The organism is Alteromonas sp. 14N.309.X.WAT.G.H12 (genome assembly GCF_036697315.1).
Lineage (GTDB): Bacteria > Pseudomonadota > Gammaproteobacteria > Enterobacterales > Alteromonadaceae > Alteromonas.
Genome location: NZ_JBAHZB010000037.1, coordinates 2,212 through 15,906 on the forward strand (window position 1 = coordinate 2,212; position 13,695 = coordinate 15,906).

A 13,695-nucleotide genomic window follows, 5' to 3' on the forward strand; every position below is an offset into this window, starting at 1 on the left:
TTATTGGTACCCCAAGTTAGCTTTATACTCAGGGATGCGTCTAAATGAAATGTCGGCTCTGCCATTAAGTCACATCAAACAGGATAATGGGGGGATTTGGTATTTCGACTTATATGGTCTCGATGTAAAAAACGAAGCAAGCGAGAGAACAGTGCCAATCGCTCAGTATCTTCTGGATTTAGGTATCTTACAGTATATAAACGGGTTAAAAGACAAAGGTGAAATCTATCTATTTCCCCAAATTCGAAAAGGGGTTTCAGAGCCAGGTAGTGCAGGTTGGGGGGATCCTATCTCACGTTGGTTTAACAGAACGATGCTCAAGAATATTGGGATTGATTCTGAGGCCGAATTGGCGAAACGTTCTCTAATTAGCTTCCACTCCTCTAGGCGCACAGTGATTTCAACTTGCGTGACTAATGGCGAGGAGCATTACCTGATCAAACGCATTGTCGGTCACTCAGTTGACGATGATATTACATTGAGTGTTTATGCTGATATGGAGCAAATCCCGCTTGCTCGACTTAAAGAGGTGCTAGATAAGAATCTTACGTGGCACAAAAGAGAGGTAAATATGAATCAAGTGGTAGAGTCGACTTTCAAGTTATTTAAAAGTTGGGATATTAGTGATGAGCAGAAAAGTGCCCTTTTGGGCGTTCCTATCTCGGTTTCATTAGGCACAGTACAAGCAGAGCCAGAATCCTTCCTAGGATTTAGTCCAGACTTGAAAGATAGGTGCATTTTGCTACTTGATATAAATTCTAAGCTTAAAGAGGTATTTTCAAATTCTCAAAACGTAGCGGGTTATATGACTATGTCGAATCGCAACGCGCCTTTCATGGGAAGCATGCCGATAGAGCTCGCCTCTAGCAGCCTTGAAGGCTTGAAAATGACCCACCAAGCCATTGTGAGCTTGGCGAATAGCATAGGCTAATTGCCTTTATTAGCGTTTAAAACGCCCTTCGCGTATGCGAAGGGTGATCTACATCAACCGCAAGCAATTATCATTTTGCGTAAGTATAAAAGTAAGCAGTCAAAGACTCTGCTTAGCTAAATATAAAATCATCAAATCAGCCCTAATCCCCGTCATTCCCAATGAGTGCGATCTTGAACTCCTTTTAAGTAGGCCACTCTTATTATCATTTTGAAATCTATTGAAAGTAGTAAATAAACAACTTATCTTTTGAGTCTCAATAGGTACTTATTCATTGCAGTAGTACCTCGCGCAAAATGAATAACTAAGCCATATTTGCCTTCAATCGCCCGCCAATTAACCTGTTATTACTATATTCACGACAAAATTGTTTTTTTGCTAGGGGAGGCGGCTGAATTTGAAGAGAATATGATACTATTTGAGCGGTAGCTTCGTTTCCGATACTGACAAATTTTTTTATTTTGATAATGAGGCTATAAGCTTAACTGGGAAGGCCAACATTATTCGCTTCTTAGTTTATGTATCAGCTTATCCAATCAGCAATCTCGCTCCCTAAGGTTTTCACTTTAACCTTATATATATCATTATGTTAGGTGGAACTTTGATTTTCCTTTATTCCTATTTAATAGCATGCACCTTTGCTATTGACAGATTGTAATTTGAGCCTTTTACTTGCGATGCAATGTAGCGCGTTGTCTTTTTAATGCCGCGTGATAGCCTAGGTACTAAGTGATTTAGATATGGTCACAGGGACTGACTCACATAAGAGTTATGCAAACAAAGGAATTGAGGATAGATTTATGGAAGATAACAATCAAATTAAGTTCGCGTTATACCTAGACAATTGGGACTTTGAGCGCGACGATAAAAAAACATTAAAGAATGATGCTGTAGAGGTCACTACCACAGAGTACACTCCAGACATGAAGGATCATATCTTCTGCCCTGAATGCAGTGTTAATCTGTTTCGGTCGCCCGAAGAAACAGACTATGATTCGAATGGACGGAAAGCATTTTTCGCACATAGCCGAAAATACCAACCGTATTGTAGCCTTAGAGTTAAGAGGGCTAAAGGGAAGCGATACGATTCAGAAGAATTAGCTAAAAAAGCAATCGACGACGAGGAATTAATTGTTGTAAAGGGGTTTATGAAAGATAAACCGATCCCGCTTAACAATGACAACCCTAGGGAATACCAAGCCGGTCCTGTAGAAGATAAAGATGGTGATTTAGCCGATGTTCCAATTGGGCGTCACAATGGAGAAAGCTTCAGCTTACCTTCTAGGATTACTACAGTAAGAGGCCTGTGTAGAAACTTTAACAAGAACATATATAAGTACTTTCACTTGCCAGGAAGGAAGAATGCGATACAGTTAAAGGACCTGCTAGTTGATGTTAGGTCAGTCAAGGGGGTCGACGACGAGCCTAAACTCTACTACGCAAAAGTGAGTAGCTCTTGGAATTGCGGTTCCACACCGCAAAATATACGTCAGACAATGTTCGATTTTCCTAGAGGTGAGTATGTTGATTTTTGTTTAAAAGCTCGTGACGGCGTATCTGTTGAGCACGGTATCGACGACCATTCAAATGGCAAAATTGTAATCATGTTTGGGATTGTCACTGAAAGCGGTATTGGGTTAAGCATTGAGAATGTTGGGTGGGGCGAGTTTGCTGTTCTCCCAGCAAAGTATGTAGAGCTATTGTACTAAGTCACAGAATAACCAATGTTAGTAGAATTGAATCGCCCCGGTAAATTCGGGGGAGGATTTGTTTGAGTTATGCTGCCGCATGTTCCGCTAATTGTCGATAATAGTTTTCCTCATATTCAACGGGTGGAATGTCTCCGATAGGTTGTAGCAGTCTCTTATTGTTAAACCAGTCAACCCAATCCAGGGTGGCAAGCTCAACTTGTTCCAGCCCTTTCCAGGGGCCATCTTTGTGGATGACTTCAGTTTTGTCAAGTCCATTGATGGTTTCGGCCAGGGCGTTGTCATAGTAATTACCGACACTACCAACCGAGGCTGCAAATCCCGTTTCAGATAAACGTTCCGAGTAACGAATCGATGTGTTTGCATAGACTTCATCACGCGCAAGCCGACAATCTTGCGTGAAAATACGTCGATCACAAAGGCGACATAGACAAAGCTAGACCAGGTCGCAACGTAGGTGATATCTGCCACCCACAGCTGATTAGCGCGCTGTGCCGTGAATTCACGATTCACTAAATCCAGTGGTTTAGCTGCACTGTCATCGGGAATGGTTGGAATACAACGACGACCACGGCGTATCCCCTTAATCCCCAGCACTTTCATCAGTCGGGCTACAGTGCAACGAGCCACTGTAAAGCCTTCTCGTTGCATCTGTTTCCAGACTTTTCTGGCACCATAGCACTGTTTGTTTTCTTGCCAGACTCGCATTATCTCAGGTTTTAATGCTTTATCACGATGATAACGCTGACAGCGTTGTTCTGGCTGTGCTTCCAGCGATTTACAACGGTAATACGTTGATGGTGCAATTTGCACTACACGACAAATTGGCTCGATACCATTCAACGAGCGATATAAATCAATAAATCTGACTATTTCTTCGGTTTGCGGTCGAGCTCCGCCTGCGCAAAAAATGCGGCTGCCTTCTTGTTGAGGATTTCGTTGGCTTGCTTAAGCTCTCGATTCTCCCTTTCAAGCTATTTTATCTTTGCGCTGGCATCAGAAGGCACACCAGCTCTCTTACCTGATTCAACTTCCATTTTATTGACCCACGCCCTTAATGTTTCAGGCGTACATCCAATTTTTGATGCAATAGACACCATGGCTGCCCATCTCGAAGGATGCTCATGTTCTGAGGTCAAAACCATGCGAACTGCTCGCTCGCGGACTTCTGGGGAATACGTTACTCTTTTGTTGATTGGCTAATTCTCTCAAGATAATTAGCCTCCGACAAACCCGGATTGATTCATTACACTTCAACGCTTTACTGTTTTAAGTAAATCACCCGGCTCACAATCAAAATAATCACAAAGTTTATCAATAATTTCAGTGGTTGTGATGTAGTCAGGTTTATTAGCTATTCGTGTCAATGTGGCGCGGCCTATTCCGGTACTATCTGCCACCTCTTTAAGTGTTATTTTTCTACCTTCTGCAAAGCTTTTATCATCTAATTTCTGCACTAATAAAACTCTGATCACGCCTTCTACCTAATCATAAAAGTTATTAAATTTCACATAGTGTACCAAACTAATCACACATGATTAAAATCAAACTTGACATATAGTCTTATATGATGATCTAATAACCCATGTGAGCAATAATGCTCATATGCGATTAGTTTGTTGGATGAAGAAGTGAGGTCAGCATGCAGTTAAAGCAAACCAATATTTTATTGAAAGACGCAGGAAGGTACAGAGTATTGAAAGGTCACTATCGTCTTATAGATATTAAGATGTACGACCATTATCTTACCGATTTCGAATTTATAGTTACGGTTAGTGACGGTGAAACAGAGCTTAAATTAAGTACTTTCAAAGCAATACGTTATCCGCTTGGTGGTTTCGTTTATGTCGAAGCAAGCTTCAAAGATAATGGGGTAGGTGGGTATTGGAACTTAATTGATATTAGGCTGTCAGGAGTCGCCGACGCGTTGCGTAGTTGTGGTTTTGAAGTTGATGCAGAGTATCAACTAGTGACAAATGATACGCCGCTTCCGGTTCATTTAAGGCAGATATCTGATAGGTCATTGCTTGAAATTAAAGATATGTTTATTCGCGGCTACAATGGAGAAAAGGAGATACAGAAGTGTTATTCATTTTATGATGCAATTCTATTGCGAGAATCGTTAAGCTGGCTGTTTTCTGTGAAGTTTGTGAACGATAAACAACGAGATTATGCGGTCGTTGGTGCGATGTTATGGATGGGTTTCAAGCACTATTTGGACCCAAGTTATAAGCTCAATGCTGATTTTCATGACATGCAAAAGTTTCGCGAGTTTGTCGTGCAAGGTATTGCAACTCTTGCTAAATTTGATCAGGAATTAGCCGCCTTTTTTGAGAGCATATTGAGTCAAACTTTAATGCTAAATCTGAAGGGAAGTAGTCTTGATGAGTGCCCGATAATCGCGGTCTTACAGATAGTATATTTTCATGCTGTTACAGTGCCCAACTTTTGTAACAAGAAACGTTATGGATAATCAGTATTTGGTACCGCAACGACTGATTGCTGCATTAAATATGGCAGCAAAAGCGCATGCTGCGCAACGTAGAAAATTCGATCAATCACCTTACTTCAACCATCTTATTGAGGTTATGTCACTGCTAATAAAGTTTGGGCATGATGATGAAGATCTGCTTATTTCAGCCCTGCTACATGATGCTATTGAAGATACAAACATAAGCTACGATGAGCTTCATCAGACATTTGGAAATGAAGTAGCTGAAACGGTGTTAAGCCTGAGCGACAATAAGCGTTTTAGTTTAGAAGAACGCAGATTAGAGCAGTTAGCAAAAGCTAAAAACGGTAGTAAAAATCACCGCCTTATAATGTTATCTGATGCAATTAATGACGCTTCTTCGATACCAGCTAGTTGGACTTTAGAGTCTGTAAAAGGGTCACTTGAATACCTTAAAAAATTGGGCGATGTTTGCGGCAATGTCTGCCCCAATTTGCATCAAATTCTAATGGAAAAAATCGACTTTGCTCTGGTTGCACATGATGATGAAAATAAATGTGAAATTAGTGATAAAGTTAACCAATTTATCACTCAAAATAGGGTGTTTTATTGCATTATAAACGATGAGTTTTATTTATCAGAAAGTGCTAGAAACTTTCCCAAAAATGTTGCGAAAATGGATGATGGATTTGACGATTACATGCGTCATATTCGTACCAAAAGACTTAGTTTTTATGTAGATTCAATTGTGTTTGACTCACTTAAGCCTAGCGCGAATATGCTCGGTATAAACAGCTCTGAGCATCCAATTGAATTGAGTATGTTAAGAGTGAAGTTCCGAGAGCAATAGTTTAGCAAGGCTTTGAACAGACCGAGCTCATACAAATATTAAGTTCAAAACAAAAGCAATGACTGCTTTAAAAGAGGAACTCTTGTGAGAACTATTTTTGTCCCACGTTTGCGGACTTTAGCAATATCATGTTTCGTTTTACCAAAAGCGTTACTACTGAAATAGCTACATAGTGCACTTTATACCCTCCTCCCCCCGTTACCACTTAAATTATTTTTTCAGTGGTAACGCATTTCAAAATTTAAGTGGTAACGCACTTGAAAATTCAGTGGTAACGCAGTATGCGACATTGAATTAGACTGAATTTAAGGTTCTATCGATTGACGTACTGTCAAAGATATTTTTAATGGTGATCTGCATGGCAACGTTGATGCTTATAGTCTATCTTGGGTTGCTAGCTTAGATGTTGCGTAGCGTGAAATACTAAGAGAGTCTCGTTCAAATTACGCAATTTATTTATCTTGTTTAGGCGCTCTAAACACTTTTGAAATTACACCTTTAGAAATCGACAAAAAGTGAATGCCTTAGAGCAAACTAGTGAGCCCATTTCTGAGCCCAAAAGTGAGCCCATTAAAAAGCATAAATTAGATAGTAAGAATGTGATAAATCACAGTAAAGCTTGCCCGGCTTGCGGCCAACACACATTTAAACGTTGGCCATTGGGTTGGGATGCACATGTAGAGCATAAATGTAGTAGTCTAACGGGTGAAAAAGCGGATATGAGGACGCAGGAATTTAAAGATAAATTGCTTTAAAGATTAATCAGTCTTGGCTGATGACTTTTGCTTCTGTATTTCAAATCATATCTTAAACATATTTAAGAGATTGATCTGTAATTGGCCAATGTCAAACTAGTGTAAGGAATTTCACAAATAAGAGAGTAGGGAATAGGCTTGAAGGAAAAAGAAAAAATTGCATTGTTTATTGATGCTGACAATGCACCAGCTAGCAAAATCGAAACGATTCTTTCAGAGCTTGCAAAATACGGTGTGGTTAACATTAGAAAAGCATATGGAAATTGGAAAAGCTCAAACATCAAGCCGTGGGAAGATGTACTGCACGAGTTCGCTATTCAACCCATACAGCAATTTGACTTAACTAAAGGCAAAAATGCTACCGACATAGCGCTAGTAAATGATGTAATGGATATTCTGTATACTAAAAACGTAGATTCAATCTGTCTGGTATCCTCTGATTGTGATTTTACGCCACTCGTTACACGTGCATTAGCTGACGGTAAATTCGTCATTGGTTTTGGTGAACGTAAAGCGCCAGCTGCTTTTGTTAATAGCTGCTCGAAATTCTTATATCTTGATGAAGAAACAACTGACGAAAAAACGATTAAGAAATCAAAGCCAAATATCAAAAGCGATACTAAATTGATGAACATGCTGCGACAAGCAATAGAGGCGTCTGAAGATGATGCTGGCTGGGCTAATTTAGGAACAATCGGACAACACATTTCTAACCACGCGTCTTTTGACCCGCGCAACTACGGATTTAAAAAGATGAAAGACCTATTTATGGCCATTGATCTCTTTGAAGTAAAAATGAAGAATGGAAGTGGTACTTATGTTCGAGATAAACGTAAAACAAAGTCTTAGTGAGCAGGTGATTTACGATTGAATATAACGACACTTGGGAAAGCTACTGCACCTTATAAATTCATTGCCTTTCTGAGGTCCATTTTTGGCGACTCGCTTCACTATAAATTTGACTCGCATTTTGGGCATTGGTTGATAGCCGGAGTTGGTGAAACGGACTTTATGTTTGCGCATGATTGTACTTCAGCTGTCAGGGTGAGTAACTGATCACCATCGATCAGTGTTATCGGTAGGTCACTACCAAAAGAGATTGCTTCTTTTGTAAAATGGCCGGAACTGACGACGTAGACCGTTTTAGCAGATGACACTTTTACCTGCACCCACAACCATTACCAATATTTGATTATCGGCAACTAAGCTTGGAACAACATATGTAAGGCTAATATAGACAACAATGGCTGCGACAACACTCGCTCACCATGGAAGGAACGAAAACGCTGTTAGAAGTGATGGCGACTTTTTACTCATAATATATCAATACAATGATTTCAATCTTTGAGTCTATGCAAATCATTATCGAGCGCACTGTAAATCGCACTTTAAATAATGATGGCTATCATGAGAGCTAACTATGTAAAGGGCTTGAGACAAATCTACAAATATCAAAATATCATCTGAGCAACTGATATAGATATATCTTGATATCGATATATTCATACTACTGTTCTTTTTTAATCGGTTTATTGAAAGATAAAAACATAAAATCAAAACGTGAGCGTCCGGTAATCCCCATATTCAATTCATAAGTTAGCTACGGCATGGTGCTCTCTTTTTGCTAACGAGAATACCCATGCAGCAACATCAACGAAGAAAAGTACAAGACTGGCTCAATTTATTTGAGCAACAAAAGCAAAGCGGACTCACTGCGGTGGAGTTTTGTCGCCAGCAGCAGATTAACGTTCAAACTTACTACACTCGGCGCCGTGATATTAGGCTTCAACGAACAAGCAGCAAGTTCGTTCAGGTGAAACGCGAAGTGACGAAGGTTGAATCATACACCGAAGAAATGGGTGGCGAACTTCTTCTAAAATTGGGAAACGCTCAGCTGAGCGTGCCAACGAATGTTAGCCCTCATTGGATTGCGACTGTGATGAAGGCGTTGGCCGAATGAGGATGTTTGTTGAACCAGCCGACATATATCTATACATGGATATCGTCGACTTCCGCAAATCGATTAACGGCTTAATTGTCGTTGTTGAGCAGGATATGAACCTTAATCCGTTTCGCGATGCACTGTTTGTCTTCTGCAATAAAAAGCGCGATAAGCTCAAAATACTTTATTGGGATAAAACGGGCTTCGCACTTTGGTACAAGCGCCTCGAGAAGCATCGGTTTAAGTGGCCTGTCGATGCGGACTTGCAGCAGATGTATATAAGTGAACAGCAGTTACAATGGTTGTTATCGGGCTACGATGTCATAGGTCATCAGCCCTTGCACTACAATGCATCCGGCTTATAACCTGTGATCATAAGTAGTGATTATCGATCACGAAATAGTCTTAATAATGTCGGGTAATCAGTAGCTTATTGCATGATAATAACGTCATGAATATTGATATTGAAAACTTACCCGACGACCCAGCGACACTGAAAAAGATGTTGTCGCAGGTTATGTCGCGCTATCAATACCTTGAAGAGCAGTTTCGTATTGCCCAGCATAAGCAGTTCGGTAAAAGCACCGAAGGCCACCCTGGGCAAGGTGAGTTGTTTAATGAAGCGGAAGAGCTGGTTGTTGAAGCTAAAACAGCCGAAGAAGCGATTAGCTATACCCGTAAAAAGCCCACACGTAAACCATTGCCTAAAGACTTGCCCCGCGAGGTTATCGTTCACGACATTGCGGATGAAGAAAAAATCTGTGGTTGTTGTGCGGGTGAGTTACATCGCATTGGTGAAGATAAGTCAGAGAAGCTTCAATTTATCCCTGCTCAAGTAAAAGTGATTGAGCATGTTCGTCCTAAATATGCTTGCCGCACCTGTGAAAAGGATGGAATAAGTAACACGGTTAAACAGGCCCCTGTGCCTCACAGCATTATTCCTAAAGGTTATGCCACCCCAAGCTTGTTAAGCCAAATCATTACCAGCAAATATCAGTATGGGTTGCCGCTGTATCGACAAGAGGCGATGTTTAAACAGCATGGTATCGAACTCAGCCGCAAAACTATGGCTGATTGGATAATCCGTTGTGCTGAATTGTTCAAACCCCTTTATGAGCAGCTTCATCAACATCTGTTAAAGCAACCTGTTATCGCGGCGGATGAAACCACGTTGAAGGTGGTTGAGTCTGAGAAAGCGCACAGCTATATGTGGTTGTACGCCAGTGGCGCTGACTCAGCTGGCGGAAATATACCTGGTACCGAGACACCCAATATCGTGCTGTACGATTATCATAATAGTCGTGCAGGGCAATGCGCAATAGACTTCCTTCGTGGGTATAACGGCTACCTGCAAGTGGATGGCTATCAAGGCTACGAGCAAACGCAAGCGACACTTATCGGCTGTTGGGCACATGCACGTCGTAAGTTTATGGAAGCGAAGAAAGGCGCGGGTAAGAAAGGCAGTGGCAAAGCAGATTGGGCACTCAATCACATCCAAAAACTCTACCGCATCGAAACGCAATTAAAAGATAAAACGGTGGAAGCGCGCTACCTCACCAGACAAGAAAAAAGCCTGCCGCTGCTAAACCAACTCTACACGTGGCTAGTGAAGTCAGTTCAACAAGTGTTACCCAAGACCAAATTAGGCGAGGCGATACAATACAGCTTGAACCAATGGGAAAAGCTAGTGCGCTATACACTCGACGGACTACTGAGTATTGATAATAATCGCGCTGAGCGCGCGATTAAACCGTTCGTCATAGGCAGGAAAAACTGGTTGTTTAGCCAAACCGCCACAGGTGCAAACGCCAGTGCAGCGCTCTACAGCATCATCGAAACCGCGAAGGCCAACGACCTCAATGTGTTCGAGTATGTGATGACTTGCCTTGATGAACTCAGCAAGCCCGACGCCGATATCGAGCAATTGCTACCATGGAAACTTGCTAAGTGCTAGGTGGGATTAGCGGACGCTTACATCAAAACAGCTGGGTAGCACTGTTTCAAAATGATAATCATCACGTTCTAAGCAAGCGACTTTTCAGTCATCAGACCTTTACAACCGTTGTTATCTCCTAATTCATTCACTATCGAAACAAAATAAAAGTGTAGTTTTACAGTGCTTTTTGTAGGCTTGATGAAATAATTGCTATTTCATGCTGATTAAGTCATCAATTGGGATAAGTTAAATAGAGTTGATTCAATAATATCGTTAAACAGTTTATTTGAAGCGGCTAGTTAAATAAAACCAAATTCCAAAGGATGGAAAGTATAAAAGCTATAAATGAAATAAAAGCGGTACCCGAAGAACATAAGTACTGTAGTTCATCAGATCTCGTCGCTCAGGCCTTAGCGTCTGCTTGCAGCCGCTCTTATGACGTAAACTTGTTCGAATTGAGCAGAGTTCTAGATGGGTCAAACAAGTATTTATTAAACAAGTTGATTAACATCAACTATTACGCGTTACCTGATCTCAAGGCTCAGGAGGAAGCTTTAAAGTGATTAAAGAACGAAAAGCTACTAAAGTGAATTCTTAATCCGAGTACGGCGCATAGTAATAGCTCAGTAGTTCATCGTAGGTTCGTTGTTTGTCATGTTACAACGGATTTGTGACTTTTATTAATTTTTGAAAATCAATAATTCTTATAGCCCTCAGGTTGTCAGCACCTATATAAAGTCAGTGAAATCGCGCTTTAATGATTAGTAGCTATCTATAAATCCTTGCATAGAAAGGGCTGTAGGACGATCTATAAATATCAAAATATAGAGATAGATATCGCTATTTTGATATCGTAACCAATGCGATTCTTGTTTATTGCCGAATTTTCTCATATTCTCTTACTTAGCATTTTGGGTGGATATAAAAATGACCGACGAAATACTGACATTGAGAAAAGTCGCGGAGTACCTTAAGCTCACCGAAAAACCGCATATCGACTGGCCGCAGAGGGAAAATTACCTAGCTTCAAAGTCGGTGGTAGTTGGCGTTTTAAGAGAATTGATTTGGAAGCTTAAATAGAAAGCCAAAAAGGATAAGGAATGATCCCTAATTATCAACAATGCATGCAACCACTATCAGAAGAAGAGCGAGAAAGAACTCTCCCAAGTGGCGAACAAAAAGTGCTGCACAATAGGGTAGGTTGGTCGCGTACATATCTCACTAAAACCAAGCTTCTTGAGGCGCCACTCAGAGGTCATTTCATCTTCACTCAGAGAGGACTTGATGTTTTAGTTAACGAATCCGCCACAATTGATTCAAATTATCTCAAGTAGTTTGAAGAGTAGGACGAATTCGTTGGTGCCAACAAAACCACTTGCTTTGAGATATCTACGACACAAGATGATGATACCGACAAAGAAATCACACTTGATGAATCCTTAAGAAACGCATATCAAACTATCAACGATGCGTTGGCCGACGACATCTTAGGAAGAACACGCAATGTTACCCCCAGCATTTTTCGAAGACTTGTAATGCTCTACTGGGATAAGGTTTCTAAAAAAGGGTTCCACTGATAGCGTCCGTCTTCGTCTGTTATGGACAGGTCTGAAACAGGTTTACCAATATCATGGAACAAACCGCCTAATGCCGCAGCAACACGCCACCTTGGTTCCAGCTCTTGTTTTTCAACTGGTGTGTCACTGGCAACAAAGATGATCCTTTCAGCTGCTTGTGCAGCCCAGAAAGCAACTTCCAATGAATGACGTAATAAACCACCAGCGCCACTGTGATGATGATGCTCAGAAGCTGGCAGCAAGTGGACATAAGCAGCCAGATGGTCAATGCAGGGCTGAATCAACCGTTAAAAATCGCGCTGGTTGAAGCCAAGTACCTGGCGAAGTTTGGCAATTAGCTCGTCTTATGTGGACTGCAAATCTTCAGGTGACGCAGCTGGCAACCCCTTCAGGAATGGCGAGTAGCGTGGGATTTCTGCATCGAGTTGAGATGACAGCTCTGGTAATGCTTTTGTTTGAAAAAATAGGTTTTTGAACATAGTGAACCTCCGACATGATAGAGTGAAGGTTCAATCTGGTGTTGCCGGTTAATTAGACTCTAAAATCCGATATGTATTAACACATATGGCATAAAATACTGAAGGAGCTTATTAAGCTAAGGCGTATTTCTACTTGGCCTTTTAGTTTTTTTCCCAACTCTCCTTTTGGTTTTTTCAATCGGTGTAAAAGTATCTTGTAGGTGATCGCGAAACCATCGGCGACGCTCAACTTGACGAAACCCGTTCAGGACAAACCGATAGTCACACGAGCCAAGACGATCACCACAACCACATGGACAAGGTAATTTATTTGCCTCACGCTTGCGCAAACCTAACGCTTTCAGTGCCCGTAGAACTGATGCTTTACCATTGACATTGAACAACTGAGAATAATCATCAATCAGGCCTTTCTCACCATGGTCCAGTTCGCCATAAGGAAAGTTGCCAAATTCAACCCTATGGGACACCGAATAAAGAAACCTGACAACAATCTTTTCGAAAAAGGTTGTCAATGACGAGTCGATTTTTAAAATTGACTTAATTTTCAGGTCTGAGCCGAGACAAAATGATCCATCAGAGTAAGTATGGAAGTCCTGATTACGAGGAAAGTAACCAGCTGTATCAAACACCACAGGTAAAGCCCTAGGATAATCACTTGGGCATAAAATCCTTAGAGAAAATGTTCGTTCAATAAACCGACTTCCAGCTAGCTGTGCTTTTAACTGATACTCTCCCTGCAACTCAATCTTATCTGCATGGACATCTACTAATCTAATGTTCGGATAGGCCGATAGAAAAGCCTCTAGGCCTACAGCCTTCCAGTGCTTCATCTATTGCTTAAACCATGGCTTTGGATCAGATGATTGAATTGCGAAAGTTTGTTTTGCTGTCACCGCAGGAATACCCAATAGACGTGCTACTGAACTTGAATCAAGCTTCAGATCCAAACCATTTTGCGCCGCATTTACTATTCGTTGCGTATCATCACTCGAGCAAAGAGCACTAAAATCAGCTCTAGCTTGATACAGCCATTTATAAAAGTTTTCTTGTAATCGGTATTGAGC

At 41.1% G+C, this 13,695-nt stretch carries 12 protein-coding genes, 4 pseudogenes and 1 other annotated feature; of the genes and pseudogenes, 10 read left to right on the forward strand and 6 right to left on the reverse strand.

What is annotated here, in order from left to right:
• Window positions 1–931: tyrosine-type recombinase/integrase (locus V5298_RS11140; protein ID WP_332931534.1), on the forward strand; the 931-nt coding region annotated here is incomplete at its 5' end.
• Between the two features lie 800 nt (window positions 932–1,731).
• Window positions 1,732–2,640: a hypothetical protein gene (locus V5298_RS11145; RefSeq protein ID WP_332931535.1), complete on the forward strand. Its 909-nt coding sequence runs from the start codon at window positions 1,732–1,734 to the stop codon at window positions 2,638–2,640.
• A 67-nt stretch (window positions 2,641–2,707) separates the two neighbouring features.
• Here V5298_RS11145 and V5298_RS11150 read toward each other — a convergent pair.
• Both V5298_RS11150 and V5298_RS11155 read right to left on the reverse strand, forming a co-directional pair.
• Window positions 2,708–3,836: pseudogene (locus tag V5298_RS11150) on the reverse strand (IS3 family transposase).
• Window positions 3,439–3,555, reverse strand: a sequence feature (AL1L pseudoknot). (Overlaps the previous pseudogene by 117 nt.)
• 57 nt (window positions 3,837–3,893) lie before the next feature.
• Window positions 3,894–4,115 carry a helix-turn-helix transcriptional regulator gene (locus V5298_RS11155; RefSeq protein WP_332931536.1) on the reverse strand — a complete coding sequence of 74 codons (222 nt, stop codon included), beginning with the start codon at window positions 4,113–4,115 and terminating at the stop codon, window positions 3,894–3,896.
• A gap of 167 nt (window positions 4,116–4,282) precedes the next feature.
• Here V5298_RS11155 and V5298_RS11160 point away from each other — a divergent pair, with 167 nt between their 5' ends.
• The 3 genes from V5298_RS11160 (at window position 4,283) to V5298_RS11170 (ending at window position 7,546) form a co-directional block, all read left to right on the forward strand.
• Entirely contained in the window at window positions 4,283–5,113 is an 831-nt protein-coding gene (locus V5298_RS11160; RefSeq protein ID WP_332931537.1) for a hypothetical protein, read from the forward strand.
• On the forward strand, window positions 5,106–5,942 hold the full coding sequence (locus V5298_RS11165) for an HD domain-containing protein (protein WP_332931538.1): 837 nt from the start codon (window positions 5,106–5,108) through the stop codon (window positions 5,940–5,942). Before V5298_RS11160 ends, V5298_RS11165 begins: the two co-directional genes overlap by 8 nt.
• An 893-nt stretch (window positions 5,943–6,835) precedes the next feature.
• Window positions 6,836–7,546 (forward strand): NYN domain-containing protein, encoded by a 711-nt coding sequence (locus V5298_RS11170; protein WP_332931539.1) that lies wholly within the window; start codon window positions 6,836–6,838, stop codon window positions 7,544–7,546.
• A gap of 101 nt (window positions 7,547–7,647) precedes the next feature.
• Here the strand turns inward: V5298_RS11170 and V5298_RS11175 are convergent, their stop codons facing one another.
• Window positions 7,648–7,866, reverse strand: coding sequence for a restriction endonuclease (locus tag V5298_RS11175; protein WP_332931540.1), 219 nt, complete (start codon window positions 7,864–7,866; stop codon window positions 7,648–7,650).
• Between the two features lie 470 nt (window positions 7,867–8,336).
• Between V5298_RS11175 and tnpA the strand changes: the two genes are divergently transcribed.
• The 5 genes and pseudogenes from tnpA to V5298_RS21040 all read left to right on the forward strand — a co-directional run bounded on the left by tnpA (window position 8,337) and on the right by V5298_RS21040 (window position 11,909).
• Entirely contained in the window at window positions 8,337–8,657 is a 321-nt protein-coding gene (gene tnpA / locus V5298_RS11180) for an IS66 family insertion sequence element accessory protein TnpA (RefSeq protein ID WP_332931541.1), read from the forward strand.
• The gene (gene tnpB / locus V5298_RS11185) at window positions 8,654–9,004 is read left to right on the forward strand and encodes an IS66 family insertion sequence element accessory protein TnpB (protein ID WP_332931542.1); all 351 of its coding nucleotides are present in this window, start codon (window positions 8,654–8,656) and stop codon (window positions 9,002–9,004) included. Before tnpA ends, tnpB begins: the two co-directional genes overlap by 4 nt.
• A gap of 86 nt (window positions 9,005–9,090) precedes the next feature.
• Window positions 9,091–10,593: an IS66 family transposase gene (gene tnpC, locus V5298_RS11190; protein WP_332931543.1), complete on the forward strand. Its 1,503-nt coding sequence runs from the start codon at window positions 9,091–9,093 to the stop codon at window positions 10,591–10,593.
• 909 nt (window positions 10,594–11,502) lie between these two features.
• A pseudogene (locus V5298_RS11195) lies at window positions 11,503–11,651 on the forward strand (helix-turn-helix domain-containing protein).
• A 48-nt stretch (window positions 11,652–11,699) separates the two neighbouring features.
• Window positions 11,700–11,909 carry a winged helix-turn-helix domain-containing protein gene (locus V5298_RS21040; RefSeq protein ID WP_416351169.1) on the forward strand — a complete coding sequence of 70 codons (210 nt, stop codon included), beginning with the start codon at window positions 11,700–11,702 and terminating at the stop codon, window positions 11,907–11,909.
• A 209-nt stretch (window positions 11,910–12,118) separates the two neighbouring features.
• Here V5298_RS21040 and V5298_RS11200 read toward each other — a convergent pair.
• The 3 genes and pseudogenes from V5298_RS11200 to V5298_RS11210 all read right to left on the reverse strand — a co-directional run.
• Window positions 12,119–12,631 (reverse strand): annotated as a pseudogene (locus tag V5298_RS11200) (TraI domain-containing protein); the annotation flags it as partial.
• 116 nt (window positions 12,632–12,747) lie between these two features.
• On the reverse strand, window positions 12,748–13,461 hold the full coding sequence (locus V5298_RS11205) for a hypothetical protein (protein ID WP_332931544.1): 714 nt from the start codon (window positions 13,459–13,461) through the stop codon (window positions 12,748–12,750).
• Window positions 13,462–13,695: pseudogene (locus tag V5298_RS11210) on the reverse strand (nucleotidyltransferase); the annotation flags it as partial.

Excerpts from the sequence above, each read along its gene's own strand:
- V5298_RS11145 (WP_332931535.1), top strand. The coding sequence starts at position 1,732 with ATGGAAGATAACAATCAAATTAAGTTCGCGTTATACCTAGACAATTGG.
- V5298_RS11160 (WP_332931537.1), top strand. The coding sequence starts at position 4,283 with ATGCAGTTAAAGCAAACCAATATTTTATTGAAAGACGCAGGAAGGTAC.
- V5298_RS11165 (WP_332931538.1), top strand. The coding sequence starts at position 5,106 with ATGGATAATCAGTATTTGGTACCGCAACGACTGATTGCTGCATTAAAT.
- tnpA (WP_332931541.1), top strand. The coding sequence starts at position 8,337 with ATGCAGCAACATCAACGAAGAAAAGTACAAGACTGGCTCAATTTATTT.
- tnpB (WP_332931542.1), top strand. The coding sequence starts at position 8,654 with ATGAGGATGTTTGTTGAACCAGCCGACATATATCTATACATGGATATC.
- tnpC (WP_332931543.1), top strand. The coding sequence starts at position 9,091 with ATGAATATTGATATTGAAAACTTACCCGACGACCCAGCGACACTGAAA.
- V5298_RS21040 (WP_416351169.1), top strand. The coding sequence starts at position 11,700 with ATGCAACCACTATCAGAAGAAGAGCGAGAAAGAACTCTCCCAAGTGGC.
- V5298_RS11205 (WP_332931544.1), bottom strand. The coding sequence starts at position 13,461 with ATGAAGCACTGGAAGGCTGTAGGCCTAGAGGCTTTTCTATCGGCCTAT.